This is a genomic window from Streptomyces sp. NPDC031049, from assembly GCF_055571015.1.
In genome coordinates, this window is record NZ_JBVIGC010000001.1 from 1 (window position 1) to 24,470 (window position 24,470).

Sequence of the window (24,470 nt, forward strand, 5' to 3'; positions counted from 1 at the left end):
CGGATGATCGAGATCCGCAAGCAGAACCCGGCCTTCGGCCTGGGCACCTACACCGAACTGCCCTCCTCCAACCCCGCGGTGCTGGCGTTCCTGCGCGAGTACGAGGACGACCTGGTGCTCTGCGTGAACAACTTCTCACGCTTCGCACAGCCCACCGAGCTGGACCTCAGCTCCTTCGGGGGGCGCCATCCGGTCGAGCTGTTCGGCGGGGTGCGGTTCCCGGCCATCGGCGAACTGCCGTACCTGCTGACCCTGGGCGGTCACGGCTTCTACTGGTTCCGGCTGCGCCGGGACGCCGTCTAGGCCGGCTCGCGGTCCACACCCGGGCGGGGCCGGTTTCCCCCGCCCCGCCCGGGGCACGCATCAGTAACACCCCGACGACTCAGGGGAAGGGCGCGACGCCATGTCGGAAGCCGTCACACGTACCGTCACGACACCGCCCGGACTCCTCGCCTCCCTGGAGCCCCTGCTGCGCGAGTGGCTGCCGCGGCAGCGCTGGTTCGCGGGCAAGGGACGCCCGGTCACCGGGTTCTCGCAGGTCGCCGCCACCGAGCTGCTGCCGCACGACGCGCGGCTGGGCCTCTACCACGTCCTGGTCCGCGCCCATCAGCCGCTGGTCCCGGCCGCGGGCTCCGCCGAGCAGCCCGGCGACTGCTACCAGCTCCTGATAGGCGTGCGCGAGGCGCTGCCGCCCCGGCTGGCGCCCGCGCTCATCGGACACGTGGCACAGGGCCCGCTGGCCGGGCGCACGGTCTACGACGCCCTGTACGACACCCGGCCCGCCGAGCTGCTCCTGGAGGCCCTGCGCACCCAGGCGCGGATCGGCGGGCTGCGTTTCGAACGGGACCAGGACCAGGAGATCCGCACCGGGCTGGTGCCGCGCCTGGTGACCGCCGAGCAGTCGAACTCGTCGGTCGTCTACGGCGATACGTTCATTCTCAAGCTCCTGCGCCGCATCGTGCCCGGCGTCAACCCCGACCTGGAGCTGCCGCTGGCGCTGGCCCGCGCCGGCTGCCCGCGGGTACCGGCCCCGGCGGCGTGGATGACGGCCGACCTGGGCGGCGAGCCCTGGGTGCTGGGCGTGCTCCAGCCGTACGTCCAGGGCGCGGCCGACGGCTGGGAGCTGGCCCTGCGGGAGCTGGCCAAGGGCGAGGACTTCACCGCCGAGGCGCGGGCGCTGGGGCGGGCCACCGCCGAGGTGCACACCGCGCTGGCCCGCGTCCTGCCGACCGTCACCCTGGGCCACAGCCGGCTGGAGCACATGGTCGCCGGCATGTCCGCGCGCCTGGAGGAGGCCGTGCACGACGTGCCCGCGCTGCGGCCGTACGCGCCGGGGCTGCGGTCGGCGTTCACGGCGCTGCGCGACCTGGCCGCCGAGGGCCGTACCTGGACCGCCCAGCGGGTCCACGGGGACCTCCACCTCGGGCAGTGCCTGCGCTCCCCGTCGGGCGAGTGGTCGCTGATCGACTTCGAGGGCGAGCCGGCCAGACCGCTGGCCGAACGGCGGCTGCCGCAGCCGCCGGTCCGCGACATCGCGGGCATGCTCCGCTCCTTCGACTACGCGGCGCACTCGGCCGACTCCCCGGTGCCCGGCTGGGCCGAGCACTGCCGGGCCGCGTACTGCTCCGGCTACGCGCAGGTGGCCGGCGCCGACCCGCGCACCGACCCCGTGCTGCTGCGCGCCTACGAGACCGACAAGGCGGTGTACGAGGTCGTGTACGAGGCCCGGCACCGCCCCGACTGGCTGCCGGTGCCGCTGGCGGCGGTGCGCCGCCTGGCCGAATCCGGCGCCGCCTGACGCACCCGACCTCCCACCACCTCACCCTCGCCGAGGAGGCGCCCCTCGTGACCCCCCGCCCCCCGTCCAGCGGCCCGGACCCGGAGAACCCGGCCGGGGAACAGAGCGCCGCGAAGAAGACGACCAGGAAGGCGGCTGCCGAGAAGACGGCCGCGAAGAAGACGGCCGAGAAGAAGACCGCCGCGAAGAAGACGGCCGCCCGGAAGGCGACGGCCTCGAAGACGACGGCCTCCAAGAAGACGGCCTCGAAGGCGACGGCCTCGAAGACGGCGGCGGTCAGGAAGACCGCGGCGAAGAGCGCCGCCGCCGAGAAGACCACGGTGAGGAAGAGCCGTGCGACGCCGCCCGCGCCGGTGGAGGTGGCCGTCTCGCCCGCCCTCGACGCCGGCGACCGCGAGCGGCTGCTCGCCGGCACCCATCACGACCCGCACTCCGTGCTCGGCGCCCACCCGGCGCCCGGCGGCGTCGCCTTCCGGGCGTTCCGGCCGTACGCCCTCGGGGCGACCGTGGTCTCCGGGGACCTGCGGGCCGAGCTGCACGACGACGGGGACGGCTTCTTCTCGGGGCTGCTGCCGCTGGACCGGGTCCCGGCCTACCGGCTCCTCGTGGCGTACGAGGGGAGCGTGCTGGAGACGGAGGACGCCTACCGCTTCCTGCCCACGCTGGGCGATCTCGACCTGCACCTGATCGGCGAGGGCCGGCACGAGGAGCTGTGGCGGGCGCTGGGCGCCGAGCCGATGACCCATCAGGGCGTGAGCGGCACCCGCTTCACGGTGTGGGCGCCCGACGCGCGCGGCGTGCGGGTGGCCGGCGGCTTCAACTTCTGGGACGGCACGGGCCACCCGATGCGCTCCCTCGGCGCCACGGGCGTCTGGGAGCTGTTCGTGCCCGGCGTCGGCGAGGGCGAGCTGTACAAGTTCGAGATCACCCGGCCCGACGGCTCGCGCACGCTGCGCGCCGACCCGCTGGCCCGCCGTACCGAGGAGCCGCCGGCCACCTCGTCCATCGTGTACGCCTCGCGCTACGAGTGGGGCGACGCGGACTGGCTCGCCCGCCGGGCCGGCGCCCCCGCGCACGAGGCGCCGATGTCCGTCTACGAGGTGCACCTGCCGTCCTGGCGCCCCGGCCTCACGTACCGGCAACTGGCCGAGCAGCTGCCCGCGTACGTCAAGGACCTGGGCTTCACGCACGTCGAGCTGATGCCGGTCGCCGAGCACCCCTTCGGCGGCTCCTGGGGCTACCAGGTCACCGGTTTCTACGCGCCCACGGCCCGCCTGGGCACCCCCGACGACTTCAGGTTCCTGGTGGACCGGCTGCACCAGGCCGGGATCGGCGTGCTGATGGACTGGGTGCCGGCCCACTTCCCGCGCGACGACTGGGCGCTGGCCGAGTTCGACGGGCGGCCCCTGTACGAGCACGAGGACCCGCTGCGCTCCGCCCACCCCGACTGGGGGACGCTGGAGTTCGACTTCGGCCGCCGGGAGGTGCGCAACTTCCTGGTCGCCAACGCCGTGTACTGGTGCGAGGAGTTCCACATCGACGGCCTGCGGGTCGACGCGGTCGCCTCGATGCTGTACCTGGACTACTCCCGCGAGCCGGGGCAGTGGACGCCGAACGAGCACGGCGGGCGCGAGAACCTGGACGCGGTCGCCTTCCTCCAGGAGATGAACGCCACCGTCTACCGCAGGGTGCCGGGCGTCGTCACGATCGCGGAGGAGTCGACGGCCTGGGACGGTGTCACCCGGGCCACGCACCACAAGGGCCCGAGCGGCTTCGGCGGGCTCGGGTTCGGGCTGAAGTGGAACATGGGCTGGATGCACGACTCGCTCCAGTACATGAGCCACGACCCGGTGCACCGCAAGTACCACCACGGCGAGATGACGTTCTCGATGGTGTACGCCTACAGCGAGAACTACGTGCTGCCGATATCCCACGACGAGGTGGTGCACGGCAAGCGGTCGCTGGTGTCGAAGATGCCCGGCGACTGGTGGCAGCAGCGCGCCGACCACCGCGCCTACCTGGGCTTCATGTGGGCCCACCCCGGCAAGCAGCTCCTCTTCATGGGGCAGGAGTTCGCCCAGGGCGCCGAGTGGTCCGAGGCCCGCGGTCCCGACTGGTGGCTGCTGGACCCGGAGTACGGGGCGGCGGCGGACCACCGGGGCGTGCGGGATCTGGTGCGCGACCTGAACCGGGTCTACCGGGAGACGCCCGCCCTGTGGCAGCTCGACACCCGTCCCGACGGCTTCGAGTGGGTGGTCGGGGACGCCGCCGAGGACAACGTCTTCGCGTTCCTGCGCCGGGACGCCGACGGCGCCCCGCTGCTGGCGGTGTCGAACTTCGCCCCGGTCGTCCGCCCCGACTACCGGCTCGGCGTCCCCGACGACGTGCCCGCCTGGCACGAGGTGCTGAACACGGACGCCGCGCGCTACGGCGGCAGCGGCGTCGGCGGCCCGGGCCCGGTCAAGCCCGAGCCCCGGGGATGGCACGGCCGTCCGGCGAGCATCCGGCTGACCCTGCCGCCCCTGGCGACGGTGTGGCTGCGCCCGGCCTAGGCACCGGCCCGCGGGGCGGGGCCCTGGTCAGGCCAGGTCCACCAGGCCCTTCGGCAGCGGCTCGGTGTGCAGGACGCCGAGCCGCTGGGTCGCCCGGGTCAGGGCGACGTACAGGTCGCTGGTGCCGTAGCGGCCGGGCTCGACGACCAGGACGGAGTCGAACTCCAGGCCCTTGGACTGGCGCGGGTCGAGCAGGACGACCCGCTGCGTCAGGTCGGGCTCGGCGCCCGCGGTGACGCCGTCCAGCCGGGCGGCCAGCGCGCGGTGCAGCTCGCGCGGGGCGATGACGGCGAGGCGGCCCTCGTCGGGGACGAGTTCGCCGGCCGCCCCGGCCACCGCGGCCGGGAGGTCGTCGACGGCGCGGACCCACGGCCGTACGCCCGTGGACCGCACGGAGCTGGGCGGGTCGAAGTCCGGGTGCTCGGCGCGGACCACCGCTGCGGCGACGTCCATGATCTCGGCGGGGGTGCGGTAGTTGACGCCGAGCCGGGTGTGCTCCCAGCGGTCCTCGACGTACGGCGCGAGGATCTTCGACCAGGAGCCGACGCCGGCCGCCTCCGCGGTCTGCGCCGGGTCGCCGACCAGGGTCATCGAGCGGGTCGGGCAGCGGCGCATCAGCAGCCGCCAGGCCATCGGGGACAGCTCCTGCGCCTCGTCCACGATGATGTGCCCGAACGCCCAGGTGCGGTCGGCCGCGGCGCGTTCGGCCGCGCTGCGGTGGTCCTGCTCCTCCTGCCGTTCGGCGAACCGCTCGGCGTCGATGATGTCGTGGGCCAGCAGGACCTCGGCGTCCTCCTCGTCCTTGTCCTCGAACTCGTAGGTCCGCGAGGCGTACGACACGTCCAGCACGCCCTGCGCGTAGGCGACCTGCTCCCGCCGTTCGCGTTCGGCGCGGGAGCGGGCGATCCGGTCGTCCGTGCCGAGCAGTTCGGCGGCCTCGTCCAGCAGGGGCACGTCGGCGACGGTCCAGTGCCGGGTCACCGGGCGGCGTACGGCGTCGGCGTCCGGACCGGGGAGGAACTCCTCCGGTGCGGCCAGGAAGTCGGCGACCAGGCGCTGCGGGGTCAGGCGCGGCCACAGCCGGTCGACGGCGGACCAGACCTCGGGGTTCTCGGCGAGTTCGTCGCGGATCTGGGTGATGTCGGCGGCGTCCAGCAGGCTGGAGCCGTCGAAGGGGTCGGTGCCGATGCGCTCGGCGTACAGCTCGGTGAGCGTGTTGAGGATGTGGCCCTCGAAGTGCTCGCGGGCGGCGTTGTGCGGCAGCCTGGCGGCGCGGGTGCGCTCGCGGGCGACCCTGACCAGGCCGTCGTCGAGCATCAGCACCTCGCGGTCGTGCTCGATGGTGATGACCGGGTCGGGCAGCGCCTGCCGGCTGCGGACGACGTCGGCGAGCACGTCGGCCATCCCGGCGCGGCCCTTGACCGCCGCCGCCTCGGGCGTGTCCGCGGCGGTCGCCTTCACCCCGGGGAACAGCTCGCCCACGGTGGCCAGCAGCACGCCGGTCTCGCCGAGGGAGGGCAGCACCTCGCCGATGTAGCCGAGGAAGGCCGGGTTGGGGCCGACGATGAGGACGGCGCGCTTGGCGAGCAGTTCGCGGTGCTCGTAGAGGAGGTAGGCGGCGCGGTGCAGGGCGACGGCGGTCTTGCCGGTGCCGGGGCCGCCCTCGACGACCAGGACGCCGCGGTGCGGGGCGCGGATGATGCGGTCCTGGTCGGCCTGGATGGTCCGCACGATGTCGCCCATGCGGCCGGTGCGCGCGGAGTTCAGCGCGGCGAGCAGCACGGCGTCGCCGGACGGGTCCTCGTGTCCGGTGCGGGTCTCGTCGCCGAGGTCGAGGATCTCGTCGTGCAGGGCGGTCACGGTGCGGCCCTCGGTGCCGATGTGCCGGCGGCGGCGCAGGCCCATCGGGGTGTGGCCGGTGGCCAGGTAGAAGGGGCGGGCGACGTCGGCGCGCCAGTCGATGAGGACCGGGGTGCGTTCGGCGTCGTCGGCGCGCAGGCCGATGCGGCCGATGTGGTGGGCGTCGCCCGAGGTGAGGTCGATGCGGCCGAAGCAGAGGGAGCCGTCCACCGCGTTCAGCGCGGCGAGCAGCCCGGAGCGCTCGGCGACGAGGATGTCCCGCTCCAGACGGGCCTGCATGGGGGTGTCGCCCTGCGCGAGCGCGTCGGTGACGCCGCCCTCGGTGTCCCCGCGCAGCGCGTCCACCCGCGCGTACAGCCCGTCGATGAATTCCTGCTCGTGCCGCAATTCATCGTCCGGATATCCGGTGTTTGACAATTCCGCTCCAGCCCCGATATACTGTGCTCACTGAACTTCTTTTGCGCTCCGCTTTTCGGAAGTCGCGAATCACCGAATATACGCAAGGAAATCCCCCGAGCGCAATTGCGCGGGGGATTTTTCGTGTGTGCGGACGAGCCGGCGGCGGGGCCCCGCGGCCGGCGCGGGACCCGCCGCCGGGGAGCTATGACAGGCGGCCGGCGAGCCGGGGCGACGCCGCCTCCGTGCGGCCGGTCAGCAACAGCAGCAGGGCCGCGACCGGCCCGCGGATCTCCTCGCCCGCCCCGCGCGTCCAGTCGATGTCGGTGGCGACGAGCCGGGCGCGCGGCAGCGGCCAGGGCCGCGGCGGGAAGCGCATGGTCCACACCCGCTCGGCGGCGTCACGGGCGGCCTCCGCGGGCATCTCCCGCTCCCGGCCGACGGCCAGGGCGATGTCCTGGCCGTGCACCAGGGTGTCCATGAGCGATTCCCGGTGGGTGGTGAACGGCGCGACCCGGCGGGAGCCGACGGCCGAGCGGAGGTTGGCGACGATCTCCGCGACCGGCAGCCGGGCCTCGCGGACGGCCGTGTCGTGGATCATCCGGTCCAGACTGCCGCGGGCGCGGACCAGCTCGCGCACCGCGAGGCCGTACGTGGCGCGCGGCCCGAGGGTCAGATGGGCGGCCACGTCCCGCACCCGCCAGTCCCCGCACTGCGTGGGCGCCTCCCACTCCTGGGGGGTCAGCCCTTCCAGCAGGTCCGCGAGGCTCGCCCGCTCCCGGTCGACGACCTGCCAGGAGTCGTCCACGTCGAGTACCACGCCCATGGGATCACCCACCTTCAGTGGTAAGCTTCACTGACCAAATTAGTCAGAGAGGCTGACCAGTGTCAAGCGAACTCACCACGGGCGTGCTGCTGTTCATCCCGTACCGGGCGCTGGAGAACCGGGTCTTCACGGCGCTCGCGGACGCCGGCTTCGACGACTTCACGCCGGCCCAGGCCCGGGTCCTCCAGCGGATCGGGCCCTACGGCACCCGGCTGACCGAGCTGGCCGAGCAGGCGCAGATCACCAAGCAGACCGCGGGCTTCCTGGTCGACCAGCTCCAGAAGGCCGGGTACGTCACGCGGGCGCCGGACCCCGCGGACCGGCGGGCCCGGCTGGTGTGCCTGTCGGCTCGGGCGCTGGCCGCCAAGGAGGTCGCCGACGCGGTGGTCGCCGAGGTCGAGCGGGAGTGGACGGCCCACCTCGGGCAGCGCCGGATGGCACAGCTGCGCGAGGCCCTGACCCGGCTGCGCGAGATCACCGACCCGTGGGCCGAGACGTCCTGACGCCGGCGCCGGCGGGCGGGCAGGCCTGATGCCCGGGTCCCCGGTGGGGTGGGACCCGGGCATCAGGGGGTGGGGCCGCCGGGCGGCTGGGCGACGGGGGAGCATCCCGGCCGCCCGGCGTCCTGGCCGGCCCGGTGTTCAGGCCCGGGCCAGCTCCTTCTCGCCGCCCTGCTCCGGCGCGTCGGCGTCCGCACTCGCGTCCGCACCGGCGTCCGCACCGGCGGACGATGCGCCGCCGTGGCCGTCGTCCAGCAGCGTCTTCTCGTCGAACGGTGCCCGGCCGGCGAGCACCTCGTTCACCCGGGCCTTGTCGATCTCCTTGGTCCAGGTGCCGATCAGCACGGTGGCCACGGCGTTGCCGGCGAAGTTCGTCAGCGCGCGGGCCTCGCTCATGAAGCGGTCGATGCCGACGATGAGGCCGATGCCGTCCACCAGGGCGGGCTTGTGGGACTGAAGACCGCCCGCGAGCGTGGCCAGGCCCGCGCCGGTGACACCGGCGGCGCCCTTGGAGGCGATCAGCAGGAACAGCAGCAGCGGGATCTGCTCGCCGATCGACATCGGCGTGCCCATGGCGTCGGCGATGAACAGCGAGGCCATGGTCATGTAGATCATGGTGCCGTCGAGGTTGAAGGAGTAGCCGGTCGGGACGGTGATGCCGACCACCGGCTTGCTGACGCCCAGGTGCTCCATCTTGGCGATGAGCCGCGGCAGCGCCGACTCCGAGGAGGAGGTCGACAGGATCAGCAGGAACTCGCGCCCCAGGTACTTGAAGAGCGAGAAGGCGTTGACGCCGGAGACGACCCGCAGCAGCGCGCCGAGCACCACGAAGACGAACAGGACGCAGGTGACGTAGAAGCCGAGCATCAGCACGGCCAGGCTCTTGAGGGCGTCGAGGCCGGCCGAGCCGGTGACGGCGGCGATGGCTCCGAAGGCGCCGACCGGGGCGGCCCACATGATCATGGCGAGGACGCGGAAGACCAGCCGCTGGATGTGCTCGATGCCGCGCAGGATCGGCTGCCCGGCCGGGCCCATGGCCTGGAGCGCGAAACCGCACAGCAGGGCGATGAGCAGGGCCTGGAGCACCTCGCCCTCGGTGAAGGCGGACACGATGGTCGTGGGGATGATGCCGAGCAGGAACTCGGTGGTGCCCTGGGCCTCCGCGTCGACCTGCGCGTGGCCGGTCTCCCGTACCGCGTCGGTGACCGCGAGGCTGGTGCCCGGGTCGAGGATGTTGCCGACGACCAGGCCGATACCGAGCGCCACCAGCGACATGATCAGGAAGTAGACCAGGGCGATGCCGCCGACGGCACCGACCTTGGCGGCCTTGCGCACCGAACCGATGCCCAGCACGATCGTGCAGAAGATGATCGGCGAGATCATCATCTTGATCAGGTTCACGAAGCCGGTGCCGATCGGCTTCAGCTCCTGGGCGAAGCCGGGCGCGGCGAGACCCACGACGATACCGAGGGCGACCGCGATGATCACCGCTATGTAGAGGTAGTGCGTGCGGTCCCGCTTGGCTTTCGGTGCGGCGGGTGACGTAGCTGCGCTGCTGGTCACGGCGGCCTCCTTGACGACGTCGTCGGTTGTCACCGGCGTGCGGCTCACGTCCGGGAGTGGGGGATGCCGTGACTATCTCCTGCGCTGTGAGTGCGGTCACCCTTCCGTTCATTTAGTTCGCGATCGGCCGCGAGGGAGACTGTCGGCATGCACCTTCCGGTACCGCGCCCCCGCAGTCTGGCCGGTCAGCTCTTCGCGATGCAGGCCGTGCTGATCGCCGTGGTCGTGGCCGGATACGCACTGTTCACCTACGTCAGCGACCAGCAGCAGGCGGAGCAGGCGGCCGGCCGGCAGGCCAGGGCGGTGGCCCTGTCGATAGCCGACTCGCCGTCCGTGCGGGAGGCGATCCGCACCCCCGACCCCTCGGCACTGCTCCAGCCGTACGCCCTGACGATCACCCGGGACACCGGGGTCGACTTCGTGACGATCATGGATCCGCAGGGCATCCGCTGGACCCACCCCAACCCCGAGCAGATCGGCCGGCCCTTCCGCGGCCACATCGAGCAGGCCCAGCGGGGCCATACCTTCACCGAGACCTACACCGGCACCCTCGGCCCGTCGGTCCGGGCGGTGGCCCCCGTCGAGGACGGCAGCCGCATCGTCGGCCTGGTCAGCGCCGGCATCAAGGTGGAGGAGATCAGCAAGCGGGCGCAGGACCAGCTGACCGCCCTGCTCGGCGTCGCGGCCGGGGCCCTGGCGATCGGCGCGGTCGGCACCTACGTCGTCAACGCCCGGCTGCGCCGGCACACGCACGGCATGAACGCGACCGAGCTGAGCCGGATGCACGACTACCATCAGGCGGCGCTCCACGCGGTGCGCGAGGGCCTGCTGATGCTCGACGGGCAGTACCGCATCGCGCTGATCAACGACGGAGGACGGGAGCTGCTGGGCGTGTCCGCCGACGACGACGTGATCGGCCGGTCGGTCGCCGGCCTGGGACTGCCGGGCCCGCTCACGGGTGCGCTGCTGGCCTCCGAGCCACGCGTGGACGAGGTGCACGTCACCCAGGAGCGGGTGCTGGTGGTGAACACCTCGCCGGTGTCCGGCGGCGAGCGCCGCGGCACCGTCGTCACCCTGCGCGACGTGACCGAGCTCCAGTCGCTGACGGGCGAGCTTAACTCCGAGCGCGGCTTCAGCCAGGCGCTGCGCTCGCAGGCCCACGAGGCCGCCAACCGGCTGCACACGGTCGTCTCGCTGATCGAGCTGGGCCGCGCGGAGGAGGCCGTGGAGTTCGCGACGGCCGAACTCGAACTGGCGCAGGCGCTGACCGACCAGGTGGTGGCGGCGGTGACCGAGCCGGTGCTGGCCGCGCTGCTGCTGGGCAAGACGGCGCAGGCCAACGAACGCGGCGTGGAGCTGGTGGTGTCCCCCGACAGCCGCCTGGACGACGGGCTGCTGCCGCCGTCGCTGCCCGCCCGGGACCTGGTGACCATCCTGGGCAACCTGATCGACAACGCGGTCGACGCGGCGCAGGGCAGCACCCGGGCGCGGGCGACCGTCACGGCGTACACGGCGGGTACGGAGCTGGTGCTGCGGGTGACCGACACGGGCGCGGGCGTCGATCCCGCCCACGCCGACCTGGTCTTCCAGCGGGGGTTCACGACCAAGCCGGCCGGCCCCGACGGGCGGGGCCTGGGCCTGGCGCTGGTGCGGCAGGCGGTGCACCGGCACGCGGGGTCCCTGACGGTGAGCGAGGCCGAGGAGGGCGGGGCGCGGTTCGAGGTGCGGCTGCCGCTGACCGGGGGCCGGGAGCCGTCGGTGGCCCGGGGCGGCGCAGCCGGATCGGTGTCCGGAGGCGACGCGTGACCGCCGGGCAGCCCATTCGCGTCCTGGTCGTCGAGGACGACCCGGTCGCCGCCGACGCGCACGTGCTGTACGTCGGCCGGGTGCCGGGCTTCACCGCCGTCGGCACGGCCCACTCCGGCGCGGAGGCGCGGCGCGTGCTCGACCGTACGCCGGTGGACCTGCTCCTGCTCGACCTGCACCTGCCGGACGTGCACGGACTGCAACTGGCCCGCACCCTGCGGGCGGCCGGGCACCACGCCGACGTGATAGCGGTGACGTCGGCGCGCGATCTGGCGGTCGTGCGCGAGGGCGTGTCGCTGGGCGTCGTGCAGTACGTGCTGAAGCCGTTCACGTTCGCCACCCTGCGGGACCGCCTGGTGCGCTACGCCGAGTTCCGCGGCGCGGCCGGCGAGGCCAGCGGTCAGGACGAGGTCGACCGCGCGCTGGCCGCGCTGCGCGCCCCCGGCCCGGCGGCGCTGCCGAAGGGGCTGAGCGCGCCCACGCTGGAGCGGGTGACCGTCGCGCTGCGGGACGCGGAGGAGGGCCTCACGGCGGCGGGCGTGGCCGAGACCGTGGGCATCTCCCGCATCACGGCCCGCCGTTACCTGGAACACCTGGTCGACGCGGGCCGCGCCCGGCGCACCCCGCAGTACGGCCAGGTGGGCCGGCCCGAGCTGGTCTACCGCTGGGTCCGGCAGCGCCCCTAGGGGCGCGGGGCTGCATTCACTGTGCGGCTCCGCCGCGTGAGCGCGACCAGCCACGACGAACCCGCCAAGAGCGCACGGACCCCGACTCGGCGGGTCCCGCCGAAGCGCCCCGCACGGGCATTGACCTGACTAGACCACTGCTCTTACGTTCACCTGCAACCGACGGCCACAACGACGTGCGCCCGCAGGAGGTCGTGCCCGTGCGCCCCACCGTCCGGATCACCGTCCTGGTCACTCTCACCGCCCTCGCCTCCACCGCGCTCGCCGCCTGCTCGGGCGGCTCCGGCAGCGATCCGGACACGGTGAAGGTCTCCTTCAAGCAGTCCACGGACAACTCCGTCAAGGTGATGGACACCTATCTCGCGGACATGAAGAAGCAGTTCGAGAAGGCCCATCCCGGCAAGAAGGTCGAGCTGCTGCCCATCAAGGCCCCGGACTCGGAGTACTACACCAAGCTCCAGCAGATGCTGCGCTCCCCCAAGACCGCGCCGGACCTGGTCTACGAGGACACCTTCCTCATCAACTCGGACATCACCAGCGGCTATCTGAAGCCCCTCGACCCCTACCTCGACGCCTGGCCGGAGTGGGACCGGTTCGTCGACACGGCGAAGGCGGCGGCCCGCGGCGAGGACGGCAGGACGTACGGCGTCCCGGACGGCACCGACACCCGCGGCCTGTGGTTCAGCAAGGACGTCTTCGCCAGGGCCGGGCTCCCGGCCGACTGGCAGCCCGAGAACTGGGAGGACGTCCTCGACGCCGCGCGCACCATCAAGCGGAAGGTCCCCGGCGTCGTCCCCCTCAACGTCTACACCGGCAAGCCCGCGGGCGAGGCCGCGACCATGCAGGGCTTCCAGATGCTGCTGTACGGCACGGGCGACGGCACCTCGGACCCGCTGTACGACAAGGACGCCAAGAAGTGGATCGCCGGCAGCAAGGCGTTCCGGGACTCCCTCGCCTTCGTGGAGACGGTCTACGAGGAGAAGCTCGGCCCGGAGGTCTCCGACGCGCTCGACCCGAACTTCAGCACGCGCGTGCGCGGCGAACTGCTGCCGCAGGGCAAGCTCGGCATCGCGCTGGACGGTTCCTGGCTGCCGCAGGACTGGCTGGAGGGCAGCGGACACGAGTGGCCCGAGTGGCCCGAGGAACTGGGCCTGGCCCACATGCCCACCCAGCACGGCCAGGCACCGGGCAGGGTGAGCATGTCGGGCGGCTGGACGTGGGCGATCCCGGCCGAGGCGGACAACCCCGACCTGGCCTTCGAGTTCATCAAGACGATGCAGACCAAGGCGAACGCCCGGAAGTGGTACGTCGCCAACTCGGGCATCGCGGTCCGCGAGGACGTCGCCGACGACCCCGCCTACGTGGAGGCGCAGCCGAGCATCCGGTTCTTCACCGGCCTGGTCGAGTACACCCACTACCGGCCGGCCTACCCCGCGTACCCGAAGGTGTCCGTGGCCATCCAGGAGGCGATGGAGGGCGTGACGACGGGCGAGATGTCGGTCGAGGAGGCGGCGCGCGGCTACGACGAGGCGCTGCGGGAGGCCACCGACGACCAGGTGGTCGAGAAGTGACGGACACGGAGGCGGGCGGGGGACGCCGATGACGGCGGCCGCCCCGTCCCACGCCGGCGGCCCGGGGACCCGCAAGGTTCCCCCGGGCCCGCGCGCCGGCTCCCCCGCCCGGGCGCGGCGGGATGCCCGGCGCCGCGGCCTGGCCCGGGCGCTGCCGCTCTCCCCGGCCGTGGTCCTGCTCCTGCTGTTCCTGGCCGGCCCGATCGGCTACTGCGTCGTCATCGCCTTCACCGACCTCCAGCTCACCGGGCAGGCCGAGGAGTCCTTCGTCGGGCTGGAGAACTTCCGGCGGGCCTTCCAGGACGAGGCGTTCCTCAACGCCGTATGGCTGACCCTGGTGTTCACGGTGCTGTCGTCGCTGATCGGGCAGAACACTCTCGGTCTGGCGCTGGCGGCGCTGATGCAGCGCGCCTCCAAGCCGGTGCGCACGCTGACCGGCGGGATCGTGGTCACGGCGTGGGTGCTGCCGGAGGTCGTCGCCGGGTTCCTGCTGTACGCGTTCTTCCGCCGCGAGGGCACCCTCAACGCCATCCTGGACTGGCTGCATCTGCCGTCCCAGAACTGGCTGTTCACGCTGCCGATCCTGGCGGTGTCGTTCGCCAACGTCTGGCGGGGCACGGCCTTCTCGATGCTGGTGTACTCCGCGGCGCTGAACGAGATCCCCAAGGAGATCACCGAGGCCGCGCAGGTCGACGGCGCCGGGGGCTGGCGCCGCATGTGGCACGTGACGCTGCCGATGATCCGCCGCTCCATCGGCACCACCCTCATGCTCAACACCCTCCAGACGCTGTCGGTGTTCGGTCTGATCTGGGTGATGACGCGCGGCGGCCCCAGCGGAAAGAGCCAGACCCTGCCGCTGTTCATGTACGAACAGGCCTTCCAGAACAGCCTGATCGGCTACGGCACCGCGGTGGCCCTGCTGCTGTTGCTGATCGGCTCGCTGTTCTCGATCGTGTATCTGCGCCTGCTGCGGACGGAGGTCTGAACCCGCATGCCCCGCACCCTCGCCTCCCGCCGCACCCGGCACCGCCTGGCCGCCGACGCGGGGCTGTCCCTGGCGGCCTTGGCCTTCGTCCTGCCACTGGCCTGGGTGGTGCTCTCCGCCCTGGACCCGCGCGCTGACCTCAGGGTCAAGGCGCCCGACGGCCTGACGCTGGAGCACTTCGACGCGATCCTCACCCCGGAGATCACCTTCACCCCGCTGCTGAACAGCCTCGTGCTGTGCGGCGGCGCGACGGCGCTGACCGTGGTGTGCGCGGCGCTCGCGGCCTATCCGCTGTCCCGGTTCCGGTCCCGGCTGAACCGGCCGTTCCTGCTGACGGTCCTCTTCGCGACCAGCCTGCCGATCACGGCGATCATGGTGCCGGTCTACGCCCTGTTCGTCCGGGTCGATCTGATCGACACCATGCAGGGGACGGTCTTCTTCTTCGCCGCCTCCCAGCTGCCGTTCGCGATCTGGCTGATGAAGAACTTCATGGACGGCGTGCCCAAGGAGCTGGAGGAGGCCGCGTGGACGGACGGGGCGTCCTCGCTTCAGTCCCTGGTGCGCGTCGTGCTGCCGCTGATGGGGCCCGGGGTCGCGGTGGTGACGGTGTTCTCGTTCGTGATGATGTGGGGCAACTTCTTCGTCCCGTTCATGCTGCTGCTCACCCCGGACCAGATGCCGGCGTCGGTGAGCATCAACGAGTTCTTCGGCAACCGGGGCATGGTGGCGTACGGTCAGCTGGCGGCGTTCTCGATCGTCTACTCCACGCCGGTGATCCTGCTGTACGTGCTGATCGCCCGGCGGCTGGGCGGCGGGTTCGCGCTGGGCGGCGCGGTCAAGGGATGAGCCGGTGACCGTCCGTTTCGGTCACGCGTGACCGAAACCGTAGGTTCCTACAATCCGTGATCCTGTCCGAACCGACCGTAGTCACCGGCCGCGCCGGCCCCTACGTTGTCGCCCGTGCGCCGACCCTCAGCTCCACCGAACCGACCCGGTCCCCCGTTCAACGCCCTCGCGGCCCGCCGGCTGCGGGCCGCCCTCGGCATGGGACCCGAACACGTCGCCCACGGCATGCGTGTCTCGTACGGACTGCCCTACGTCACCCCGGACCTCGTCATCGCCTGGGAACGGGGCATCGCCTCCCCCGGCAGCCAGGAACTGACCGCCCTCGCGGGTGTGCTGTGGTGCTCGCCCGGGGAACTCCTCGGCCGCCCGCGCACCCTGCGCGAGCACCGCATCGCCCGCGGCCTCGCCCCGGAGGACCTCGCCCGCGCGGTCGGGCTGGAACTCCAGGCGTATCTGCGGATGGAGGAGACGGGGGACTGGCGCGGCACCGAACGCCAGTCGGTCGCGCTCGCCGACGCGCTCGGTCTCGGCCTGCCCGACTTCGTGACCGTCACCGGCCGCGACGAGAAACTCGCCGAGCTGCTGCGGAGCGCGGTGAGCACCCGCTGGCAGGGCTACGTCCGCCCGGTCGGCAAGGTGGTGCCCCTGGAGCGGGCGGTCCTGGAGGGCGTCCTCCAGGAACTGCACACCGACTACCAGGGCCACATGGCCGCCACGCTCAGCTGGGGCGGCGGCAGCCGGGACTCCGCCGACTCGGGCGACGCGTTCCTGGAACGGATCGTGGAGCACTTCTGGGCGGCGGTCGAGCAGCACCCGTAGCCGGGTTGGCCACGCGGTCGAGCAGCACCCCTGGCCGGGCTCCGCAGGCCGTCGATCAGCACCCGTGGCCCGGGCTCCTAGAAGACCGACTCGGCCTCGTCCATGCGGTCCTTGGGCACCGTCTTCAGCTCGGTGACCGCCTCCGCCAGCGGCACCATCACGATGTCCGTGCCGCGCAGCGCGGTCATCCGGCCGAACTCGCCCCGGTGCGCGGCCTCCACCGCGTGCCAGCCGAAGCGGGTGGCGAGCACCCGGTCGTACGCGGTCGGGGTGCCGCCGCGCTGGACGTGGCCGAGGATGACCGGCTTGGCCTCCTTGCCCAGGCGCCGCTCCAGCTCGTAGGCGAGCGCCGTGCCGATGCCCTGGAAGCGCTCGTGGCCGTACTTGTCGATCGCGCCCTTGCCGTAGTCCATGGTGCCGTCGGCGGGGTGCGCGCCTTCGGCGACGCAGACCACGGCGAACTTCTTGCCGCGGGCGAAGCGGGCCTCGACCATCTTGACCAGGTCGGCGGGGTCGAAGGGGCGCTCGGGCAGGCAGATGCCGTGTGCACCGGCGGCCATGCCGGACTCCAGGGCGATCCAGCCCGCGTGCCGGCCCATGACCTCGACGACCATCACGCGCTGGTGGGACTCGGCGGTGGTCTTCAGGCGGTCCATCGCCTCCGTGGCGACGCCGACGGCGGTGTCGAAGCCGAAGGTGCGGTCGGTGGAGGAGATGTCGTTGTCGATGGTCTTCGGCACGCCGACCACCGGCAGACCGGCGTCGCTGAGCATCCGGGCCGCCGTCAGCGTGCCCTCGCCGCCGATCGGGATGAGCGCGTCGATGCCGAAGCTCTGGATCATGTCACCGGCGTTCTCGCAGGCCTCGCGGAGCCGGTCGCGCTCCAGCCGGGAGGAGCCGAGGATGGTGCCGCCGCGGGCGAGGATGCCGCTGACCGCGTTCAGGTCGAGGGTGCGGTAGCGGCCGTCGAGCAGTCCCGCGTAGCCGTCCTCGAAGCCGATGACCTCGTCTCCGTAGTTGTCGACCGCGCGGTGCACGACCGACCGGATCACGGCGTTCAGGCCGGGGCAGTCGCCGCCTGCGGTGAGAACTCCGATGCGCATCGTGCTGTGTCTCCTGCTCGATGTTGATGCCGGTGGGCCACTGCCGATTCTTCCATGCCCCACCGGGCGGTGCCGACAGGGCACTGACGGGCGCCTTATCCATCGCCGGAGGTATTGTCAAGAGGGTTCTGCTCACCTCGGTGGGCGATTTTTGTGACAGCGCCCCGATGGAAACGGAGACCACGCGTGACGCGCAGCGTGTACGTGACCGGTATCGACCGCGGCGACGGCCGCCAGGTCGTCGAGCTGGGGGTCATGGAACTCCTGACCCGGCAGGTCGACCGGGTCGGCGTCTTCCGTCCCCTCGTCCACGACGGCCCCGACCGCCTGTTCGAGCTGCTGCGGGCCCGCTACCGGCTCGCCCAGGACCCGGCCACGGTGTACGGCATGGACTACCAGGAGGCGTCCGCGCTCCAGGCCGAGCAGGGCACGGACGAGCTGGTGTCCGCGCTGGTCGACCGCTTCCACCTGGTCGCCCGCGACTACGACGTGGTCCTGGTGCTCGGCACCGACTACGCCGCCACCCAGCTGCCGGACGAGCTGTCGCTCAACGCCCGGCTCGCCAACGAGTTCGGGGCGTCCGTGCTCCCGGTCGTCGGCGGCCGCAAGCAGCCCGCCGAGGCGGTCCTCGCCGAGACCGTCAACGCCTTCCGCGCCTACGACGGGCTGGGCTGCGACGTGCTCGCCATGGTCGCCAACCGGGTGGCCCGCCAGGACCGCGACGAGATCGCCGAGCGGCTCAGGGGCCGGCTGCCGGTGCCGTGCTGGGTGCTGCCCGACGAGCCCGCGCTGTCCGCGCCGACCGTCTCGCAGATCGCGCACACCCTCGGCGCCGACGTGGTCCTCGGCGACGACTCGGGGCTCGCGCGGGACGCGCTGGACTTCGTCTTCGGCGGCGCCATGCTGCCGAACTTCCTGGCTGCGCTGACCCCCGGCTGCCTGGTCGTCACCCCGGGCGACCGCGCCGACCTGGTCGTCGGCTCGCTGGCCGCGCACAGCGCCGGCACCCCGCCGATAGCCGGTGTGCTGCTCACCCTCGACGAGGTCCCCGGCGACCACATCCTCACCCTCGCCGCCCGCCTCGCCCCCGGCACCCCGGTGCTGTCGGTGTCGGGCAACAGCTTCCCCACCGCCGAGCAGCTGTTCTCCCTGGAGGGCAAGCTCAACGCGGCCACCCCGCGCAAGGCGGAGACCGCGCTCGGCGTGTTCGAGCGGTACGTCGACACCGGCGACCTCAGCCGTCGCGTCTCCGCCCCCTCCGGCGACCGCGTCACCCCGATGATGTTCGAGCACTCGCTGCTGGAACAGGCCCGCGCCGACAAGCGCCGCGTGGTGCTGCCGGAGGGCACCGAGGAGCGGGTGCTGCACGCCGCCGAGGTGCTGCTGCGCCGGGACGTGTGCGACCTGACCCTGCTCGGCCCGGTCGACGCCGTCCGCAAGAAGGCCGCCGACCTCGGCATCGACCTCGGCGACTCCCAGCTGATCGACCCGGCCACCAGCGACCTGCGCGACGCCTTCGCCGAGAAGTACGCCGCCCTGCGCGCCCACAAGGGCGTCAGCGTGGAGCTGGCCTACGACGTGGTGTCCGACGTGAACTACTTCGGCACGCTGATGGTCCAGGAGGGCCTGGCCGACGGCATGGTGTCGGGGTCGGTGCACTCCACGGCGGCGACGATCCGCCCCGCCTTCGAGATCATCAAGACCAGGCCGGAGGCGTCCATCGTCTCCTCCGTGTTCTTCATGTGCCTGGCCGACAAGGTGCTCGTCTACGGCGACTGCGCGGTCAACCCGGACCCGGACGCCGAGCAGCTGGCCGACATCGCCGTCCAGTCGGCGGCAACGGCGGCCCGGTTCGGGGTCGATCCGCGGATCGCCATGCTGTCGTACTCCACCGGTACGTCCGGGTCGGGCGCCGACGTCGACAAGGTGCGCCGGGCGACGGAGCTGGTCCGCTCGCGCCGGCCGGACCTGCGCGTCGAGGGCCCGATCCAGTACGACGCCGCGGTCGAGCCGTCGGTGGCCGCGACCAAGCTGCCCGGCTCCGAGGTCGCCGGGCAGGCCACCGTGCTGATCTTCCCCGACCTCAACACCGGCAACAACACCTACAAGGCCGTGCAGCGCTCGGCCGGCGCGATCGCCGTCGGCCCGGTCCTCCAGGGCCTGCGCAAGCCGGTCAACGACCTGTCCCGGGGCGCGCTCGTCCAGGACATCGTCAACACCGTCGCCATCACGGCGATCCAGGCCCAGCATCCGAGCGAGAAGGCGTCCGAACAGTGACCTCCCCCACCCGTGTCCTCGTCCTCAACTCCGGCTCCTCGTCGGTGAAGTACCAGCTGCTGGACATGCGGGACCGCAGCCGGCTGGCGGTGGGACTGGTCGAGCGCATCGGCGAGCAGACCTCCCGGCTGAAGCACACCTGCGTGGCCGGCGCCGACACCCGTGAGCAGAGCGGGCCGATCGCCGACCACGAGGCCGCCCTCAAGGCGGTCGCCGAGGAGCTGGCCCGCGACGGTCTGGGCCTGGACTCCCCGGAGCTGGCGGCGATCGGGCACCGGGTGGTGCACGGCGGCATGTTCTTCACCGAGCCCACCCTCGTCGACGACGGCGTGCTCACCGAGATCGAGCGGCTGATCCCCGTCGCCCCGCTGCACAACCCGGCCAACCTCACCGGTCTGCGCACCGCCCGGGCGCTCCGCCCCGACCTGCCCCAGGTGGCCGTCTTCGACACGGCGTTCCACACGACGATGCCGGAGTCGGCGGCGCGCTACGCGATCGACCCGAAGATCGCCGACCGGCACCGCATCCGCCGCTACGGCTTCCACGGCACCTCGCACGCCTACGTCTCCCGGGAGACCGCGCGGCTGCTGGGCAAGGACCCGTCCGAGGTCAACGTGATCGTGCTGCACCTCGGCAACGGTGCCTCGGCGTCGGCGGTCGAGGCGGGCCGGTGCGTGGACACCTCCATGGGACTGACGCCTTTGGAGGGGCTGGTGATGGGTACGCGGTCCGGAGACCTTGACCCGGCGGTCATCTTCCATTTGGAGCGGGTCGGCGGAATGTCCACGGACGAGATCGACACTCTGCTCAACAAGAGGAGCGGCCTGTTCGGTCTGTGCGGTGACAACGACATGCGGGAGATCCGGCGCCGCGTCGAGGAGGGGGACAAAGACGCGCAGCTGGCCTTCGACATCTACATTCACCGTCTGAAGAAGTACATCGGCGCCTATTACGCGGTCCTCGGACGGGTGGACGCGGTCGCCTTCACGGCCGGGGTCGGTGAGAATGCGGCACCGGTGCGGGAGGCTGCCGTGGCGGGCCTGGAAGGGCTGGGCCTGGCGGTCGACCCCGGCCTGAACACCGCGCGCGGCGACGGTCCCCGGCTGATCTCGCCCGGGGACGCCCGGGTGAAGGTCGCCGTGGTGCCGACCGACGAGGAATTGGAGATCGCCACACAAACGTACGCACTGGTCGAAAAGAACAGCCGATGAATTCACGGGTGAGCAGACCCGCGCCCATTTGTATCTTCCGCTAGGCGGAATATTCCGGAGCGAAACAAACCGATAGGATCGCCCCATGCGCCGTTCGAAAATCGTCTGTACTCTCGGCCCCGCGGTCGACTCCCACGAGCAGCTCGTCGCCCTGATCGAAGCCGGCATGAACGTGGCCCGCTTCAACTTCAGCCACGGCACCCACGACGAGCACCAGGGCCGCTACGACCGGCTCCGCGCCGCCGCGAAGGAGACCGGCAGGGCCATCGGCGTCCTGGCCGACCTCCAGGGCCCGAAGATCCGGCTGGAGACCTTCGCCGAGGGCCCCGTCGAGCTGGTGCGGGGGGACGAGTTCACCATCACCACCGAGGACGTGCCCGGCGACAAGACGATCTGCGGCACGACGTACAAGGGCCTGCCCGGCGACGTGGCCAAGGGCGACCAGGTGCTCATCAACGACGGCAACGTCGAGCTGAAGGTCACCGAGGTCGACGGCCCCCGGGTGAAGACGATCGTCATCGAGGGCGGCGTCATCTCCGACCACAAGGGCATCAACCTGCCGGGCGCGGCCGTCAACGTGCCCGCGCTGAGCGACAAGGACGTCGAGGACCTCCGCTTCGCCCTCCGCATGGGCTGCGACCTCGTCGCCCTGTCCTTCGTCCGGGACGCCAAGGACGTCGCCGACGTCCACCGCGTGATGGACGAGGAGGGCCGCCGGGTCCCGGTCGTCGCCAAGGTGGAGAAGCCGCAGGCGGTGCAGAACATGGAGGACGTCGTGATGGCGTTCGACGGTGTGATGGTCGCCCGTGGCGACCTCGCCGTCGAGTACCCGCTCGAGAAGGTCCCCATGGTGCAGAAGCGCCTGATCGAGCTGTGCCGGCGCAACGCCAAGCCGGTGATCGTGGCGACCCAGATGATGGAGTCGATGATCACCAACTCCCGCCCGACCCGCGCCGAGGCCTCCGACGTGGCCAACGCGATCCTGGACGGCGCCGACGCGGTCATGCTGTCCGCCGAGTCGAGCGTGGGCGCCTACCCGATCGAGACCGTCAAGACGATGTCGAAGATCGTCCAGGCGGCCGAGCAGGAGCTGCTCTCCAAGGGCCTCCAGCCGCTGGTGCCGGGCAAGAAGCCGCGCACGCAGGGCGGTTCGGTGGCCCGCGCCGCCGCCGAGATCGCCGACTTCCTCGGCGGCAAGGGCCTGGTGGCCTTCACCCAGTCCGGCGACACCGCCCGCCGGCTCTCCCGCTACCGCGCCACGCAGCCGATCCTGGCCTTCACCACCGACGAGTCCACCCGCAACCAACTGGCGCTCAGCTGGGGCGTGGAGCCGCACGTGGTGCCGTTCGTCAACTCGACCGACGAGATGGTCGACCTGGTGGACCAGGAGATGATCAAGCTCAACCGCTTCAACGACGGCGACATCGTGGTCATCACCGCCGGCTCGCCCCCCGGTGTGCCGGGCACCACCAACATGGTCCGGGTGCACCACCTGGGCGGCCGCAACTGAGGCCCGCGGGGCCCTCGTCACGGCTTCACGGGCCGCGCGGGCCCGGCGCCCCGCAGGCCTTCCACGGCGCCGAGGGCGCCCCCTGGCGACAGGGGCGCCCTCGGCGCGTGTGCGGCTCCCGAACGGGTCCGTGCGGTGTGCGGCTCAGTCGGTGATGTACTGCTGGAGCCCGGGGACGTGCAGGTTGCCGCCGAACTGGCCGGCCTGCACGACCTTCACCTTCGTGAAGTAGATCAGCGGGATGTCGAGCGGCGGCGGGTGCTCCGGGTCGAACGTGATCGGTATCAGCCCGAGCAGGTTGCCGGAGATGCTCTCGGTGTACATCACCGTGTCGCCGCCGCGGATCGTGGACGTCGAGCCCTTGGCCGCCTGCACGTGGTAGGTCTTGCCGGACTGGTCGTCCTTCACCGTCTGGTGCAGGTCGCCTATGTCGGTGCCGTCGGAGATGACGTACTTCAGCACCTTCTTGGTCGTGCCGTTGGCGGTCCGCACCTCGACGACGCCCTTGTAGGAGGCGCCCTTCAGCAGCAGCGAGCTGGCGTCCAGGTACCAGGGGTCGTCCGGCAGCGGAACGGTGTTGTCGACCCCGCCCTCGGCGTCGGTGGCGACCGGGCAGTCCTCCAGGTCGGTCCCGGCGCTCTCGGACGGGCTCGGGGTGGCACTCGGCGAGGCGGTGGCACCGGCGGCCTCCTCGGCCGCCCCCTCCGCCGCGTCCGCGGTGTCCTCGACGGCGTCCCCCGCGTCCTCGACGGCCTTCCCGGCGGTGTCACCTGTGGTGTCACCGGCCTGGCCGGCCGCCTCGGAGGCGGTGCCCGCCGGGTCCTCCACGGCGTCCGCCGCCTTGTCGCCCGCGCTCTCGGAGGTGCTCTGCGAGGCGGACGGGGTCGGCGTGGGACTCGGGCTCCCGGCGTCCTTCCGGCCGCCGGTGAAGACGCCCTCGATGGCGTCGCCGATCTCCTCCAGCACGTTGCCGCGGCTCTCGGACGGCGAGGGCGCCGGGGACGCGGCGCCCCCGGCGGACGCCGAGGGGGACGGGGCGGGCTCGTCCTTGTCGTCGGAACCTGAATCCGACGAAGAGGACGACGAGGACGCACCCGCGTCCGTGCCCGGGTCCTGTTCCGCTCCCGGTCCCGTGCCCGGATCCCCGGCGGACGGCTCCGCGGACGGCTGCTCTCCCTCCGTGTCCTGGGCGCCGTCACCGCTCCGGCTCGCCGAGGGGGTGGGGGTGGGGGACGCGGACCCGTCGCCCTCGTCCTTCTCCTTGCCCTCCTCCTCCAGAGCCGCCACGCAGTCCTTGTACTCGTCGGCCGTGAGACTGTTCGTCGTCGGCTTGGCCGAGTCGTTGCCGTCGGCGACGGCGAGCGTCGGCGTGAATCCCATCCCCATGAGAACCGCCGTCGGCATCGCCGCCAGGGCTATCGCCTTCCCGGCCGGCATCTGGAGCCTGGTGAACAACGGCTTCTTGGGTGCCGCGTGGCGCGGCCCGGTTCTCACACGGGACGACTCCACGTCAGCCCCGTGAGTCACCTCGTCAGCCGGCACTGTGCCTCCCGTTCGCCCCGTTGGCCGGGCTCGTTCCTGACAGATCGTTGGGCTCGCCCGCCCCGTCCTGCGGCTCGGGGGCCGTGGTGTCGGGGGCCGCGCCCTGCGGGGCACCGCCCGTCCCCGTGGTGCCGTCGACCGCCGGCTGGGCGCCCGGCGCCTCGCCCGGCGCCCAGGACACGGCCATCGCGCCGCCGATGAGCGCGAGGAGGAAGCCGATGAGGAAGCCGCCGAGGTTGGACACGGGGATGGACACCAGCGCCAGCAGGATCGCGGCGACGCCCGCGAACACCCGGACGTGCTTCTGGAACCAGAGGCTGACGCCCAGGACGACCAGCAGTACGCCGATGATCAGGGACCCGGCGCCCGCGGTGGTCGCCATCGCCAGCGTCAGGTGGCCGAGTCGCAGGTTCGCGTACGGGAAGTAGGCGATGGGGAGTCCGCCGAGCATGACGAACAGGCCGGCCCAGAACGGCCGGTTGCCCCGCCAGGCGCGGAACTGCTGCCTCCGGAGGGTGAACTGGCCGTTGGCGGCAGGAGTCTCGGCGCTCATGGAAAACAGCTCCCTGGTACGGCGTTGCTGTGGTGGTGATGTGGCCCGCGTGTGAAGACGGGGCCG

19 protein-coding genes are annotated in these 24,470 nt (G+C 72.2%); 13 read left to right on the plus strand and 6 right to left on the minus strand.

Annotated features, from left to right (window positions below; all coding sequences use genetic code 11):
* The 3 genes from ACZ45Q_RS00005 to glgB all read left to right on the plus strand — a co-directional run.
* Nucleotides 1-303 (plus strand): alpha-glucosidase C-terminal domain-containing protein (locus ACZ45Q_RS00005; RefSeq protein WP_468253490.1); only part of this gene is annotated, 303 nt, incomplete at its 5' end.
* A 100-nt stretch (nucleotides 304-403) separates the two neighbouring features.
* Nucleotides 404-1,798 carry a maltokinase N-terminal cap-like domain-containing protein gene (locus ACZ45Q_RS00010; protein WP_468253491.1) on the plus strand — a complete coding sequence of 465 codons (1,395 nt, stop codon included), beginning with the start codon at nucleotides 404-406 and terminating at the stop codon, nucleotides 1,796-1,798.
* Between the two features lie 47 nt (nucleotides 1,799-1,845).
* Nucleotides 1,846-4,350 (plus strand): 1,4-alpha-glucan branching enzyme, encoded by a 2,505-nt coding sequence (gene glgB / locus ACZ45Q_RS00015; protein WP_468253492.1) that lies wholly within the window; start codon nucleotides 1,846-1,848, stop codon nucleotides 4,348-4,350.
* 27 nt (nucleotides 4,351-4,377) lie between these two features.
* Here glgB and ACZ45Q_RS00020 read toward each other — a convergent pair whose 3' ends face one another.
* Nucleotides 4,378-6,645: a HelD family protein gene (locus ACZ45Q_RS00020; RefSeq protein WP_468254250.1), complete on the minus strand. Its 2,268-nt coding sequence runs from the start codon at nucleotides 6,643-6,645 to the stop codon at nucleotides 4,378-4,380.
* Nucleotides 6,646-6,811: 166 nt separating this feature from the next.
* Nucleotides 6,812-7,432, minus strand: a complete 621-nt coding sequence (locus ACZ45Q_RS00025; protein ID WP_468253493.1) for a maleylpyruvate isomerase family mycothiol-dependent enzyme — start codon at nucleotides 7,430-7,432, stop codon at nucleotides 6,812-6,814.
* Nucleotides 7,433-7,491: 59 nt separating this feature from the next.
* Here ACZ45Q_RS00025 and ACZ45Q_RS00030 point away from each other — a divergent pair, with 59 nt between their 5' ends.
* Nucleotides 7,492-7,935 (plus strand): MarR family winged helix-turn-helix transcriptional regulator, encoded by a 444-nt coding sequence (locus ACZ45Q_RS00030; RefSeq protein ID WP_468253494.1) that lies wholly within the window; start codon nucleotides 7,492-7,494, stop codon nucleotides 7,933-7,935.
* A 138-nt stretch (nucleotides 7,936-8,073) separates the two neighbouring features.
* Here ACZ45Q_RS00030 and ACZ45Q_RS00035 read toward each other — a convergent pair whose 3' ends face one another.
* Nucleotides 8,074-9,495: a cation:dicarboxylate symporter family transporter gene (locus ACZ45Q_RS00035; RefSeq protein ID WP_468254252.1), complete on the minus strand. Its 1,422-nt coding sequence runs from the start codon at nucleotides 9,493-9,495 to the stop codon at nucleotides 8,074-8,076.
* Between the two features lie 147 nt (nucleotides 9,496-9,642).
* On the opposite strand from ACZ45Q_RS00035, the gene ACZ45Q_RS00040 reads away from it, so the two are divergent.
* The 6 genes from ACZ45Q_RS00040 to ACZ45Q_RS00065 all read left to right on the plus strand — a co-directional run bounded on the left by ACZ45Q_RS00040 (nucleotide 9,643) and on the right by ACZ45Q_RS00065 (nucleotide 16,208).
* Nucleotides 9,643-11,301, plus strand: coding sequence for a sensor histidine kinase (locus ACZ45Q_RS00040; RefSeq protein WP_468253495.1), 1,659 nt, complete (start codon nucleotides 9,643-9,645; stop codon nucleotides 11,299-11,301).
* A complete protein-coding gene (locus ACZ45Q_RS00045; protein ID WP_468253496.1) occupies nucleotides 11,298-11,987 on the plus strand; it encodes a response regulator in 690 nt (229 codons plus the stop codon). Before ACZ45Q_RS00040 ends, ACZ45Q_RS00045 begins: the two co-directional genes overlap by 4 nt.
* Before the next feature lie 200 nt (nucleotides 11,988-12,187).
* Entirely contained in the window at nucleotides 12,188-13,558 is a 1,371-nt protein-coding gene (locus tag ACZ45Q_RS00050; protein WP_468253497.1) for an extracellular solute-binding protein, read from the plus strand.
* 28 nt (nucleotides 13,559-13,586) lie between these two features.
* Nucleotides 13,587-14,543 carry a carbohydrate ABC transporter permease gene (locus ACZ45Q_RS00055; protein WP_468253498.1) on the plus strand — a complete coding sequence of 319 codons (957 nt, stop codon included), beginning with the start codon at nucleotides 13,587-13,589 and terminating at the stop codon, nucleotides 14,541-14,543.
* Nucleotides 14,544-14,549: 6 nt separating this feature from the next.
* Nucleotides 14,550-15,389 carry a carbohydrate ABC transporter permease gene (locus ACZ45Q_RS00060; protein ID WP_468253499.1) on the plus strand — a complete coding sequence of 280 codons (840 nt, stop codon included), beginning with the start codon at nucleotides 14,550-14,552 and terminating at the stop codon, nucleotides 15,387-15,389.
* Between the two features lie 114 nt (nucleotides 15,390-15,503).
* Entirely contained in the window at nucleotides 15,504-16,208 is a 705-nt protein-coding gene (locus ACZ45Q_RS00065) for a helix-turn-helix domain-containing protein (RefSeq protein ID WP_468253500.1), read from the plus strand.
* 77 nt (nucleotides 16,209-16,285) lie between these two features.
* Here ACZ45Q_RS00065 and ACZ45Q_RS00070 read toward each other — a convergent pair whose 3' ends face one another.
* Entirely contained in the window at nucleotides 16,286-17,311 is a 1,026-nt protein-coding gene (locus ACZ45Q_RS00070) for an ATP-dependent 6-phosphofructokinase (RefSeq protein ID WP_468253501.1), read from the minus strand.
* A gap of 186 nt (nucleotides 17,312-17,497) precedes the next feature.
* Between ACZ45Q_RS00070 and pta the strand changes: the two genes are divergently transcribed.
* The 3 genes from pta to pyk all read left to right on the plus strand — a co-directional run bounded on the left by pta (nucleotide 17,498) and on the right by pyk (nucleotide 22,309).
* A complete protein-coding gene (gene pta / locus ACZ45Q_RS00075; RefSeq protein WP_468253502.1) occupies nucleotides 17,498-19,588 on the plus strand; it encodes a phosphate acetyltransferase in 2,091 nt (696 codons plus the stop codon).
* Complete coding sequence (locus tag ACZ45Q_RS00080; protein ID WP_468253503.1) at nucleotides 19,585-20,799, plus strand: acetate kinase; 1,215 nt, start codon at nucleotides 19,585-19,587, stop codon at nucleotides 20,797-20,799. The genes pta and ACZ45Q_RS00080 overlap by 4 nt, the downstream gene beginning before the upstream one ends.
* Nucleotides 20,800-20,884: 85 nt before the next feature.
* Nucleotides 20,885-22,309 (plus strand): pyruvate kinase, encoded by a 1,425-nt coding sequence (gene pyk, locus ACZ45Q_RS00085; RefSeq protein ID WP_468253504.1) that lies wholly within the window; start codon nucleotides 20,885-20,887, stop codon nucleotides 22,307-22,309.
* A 144-nt stretch (nucleotides 22,310-22,453) separates the two neighbouring features.
* Here the strand turns inward: pyk and ACZ45Q_RS00090 are convergent, their stop codons facing one another.
* Together ACZ45Q_RS00090 and ACZ45Q_RS00095 are read right to left on the minus strand one after the other, a co-directional pair.
* The gene (locus ACZ45Q_RS00090) at nucleotides 22,454-23,851 is read right to left on the minus strand and encodes a hypothetical protein (RefSeq protein WP_468253505.1); all 1,398 of its coding nucleotides are present in this window, start codon (nucleotides 23,849-23,851) and stop codon (nucleotides 22,454-22,456) included.
* The gene (locus tag ACZ45Q_RS00095; protein WP_468253506.1) at nucleotides 23,841-24,404 is read right to left on the minus strand and encodes a DUF6114 domain-containing protein; all 564 of its coding nucleotides are present in this window, start codon (nucleotides 24,402-24,404) and stop codon (nucleotides 23,841-23,843) included. Before ACZ45Q_RS00095 ends, ACZ45Q_RS00090 begins: the two co-directional genes overlap by 11 nt.
* Between the last annotated feature and the right edge of the window lie 66 nt (nucleotides 24,405-24,470).

Coding starts and splice junctions, on each gene's coding strand:
- ACZ45Q_RS00070 (WP_468253501.1), bottom strand. CDS start 17,311: ATGCGCATCGGAGTTCTCACCGCAGGCGGCGACTGCCCCGGCCTGAAC.
- pyk (WP_468253504.1), top strand. CDS start 20,885: ATGCGCCGTTCGAAAATCGTCTGTACTCTCGGCCCCGCGGTCGACTCC.
- ACZ45Q_RS00040 (WP_468253495.1), top strand. CDS start 9,643: ATGCACCTTCCGGTACCGCGCCCCCGCAGTCTGGCCGGTCAGCTCTTC.
- ACZ45Q_RS00025 (WP_468253493.1), bottom strand. CDS start 7,432: ATGGGCGTGGTACTCGACGTGGACGACTCCTGGCAGGTCGTCGACCGG.
- ACZ45Q_RS00055 (WP_468253498.1), top strand. CDS start 13,587: ATGACGGCGGCCGCCCCGTCCCACGCCGGCGGCCCGGGGACCCGCAAG.
- ACZ45Q_RS00010 (WP_468253491.1), top strand. CDS start 404: ATGTCGGAAGCCGTCACACGTACCGTCACGACACCGCCCGGACTCCTC.
- ACZ45Q_RS00060 (WP_468253499.1), top strand. CDS start 14,550: ATGCCCCGCACCCTCGCCTCCCGCCGCACCCGGCACCGCCTGGCCGCC.
- ACZ45Q_RS00095 (WP_468253506.1), bottom strand. CDS start 24,404: ATGAGCGCCGAGACTCCTGCCGCCAACGGCCAGTTCACCCTCCGGAGG.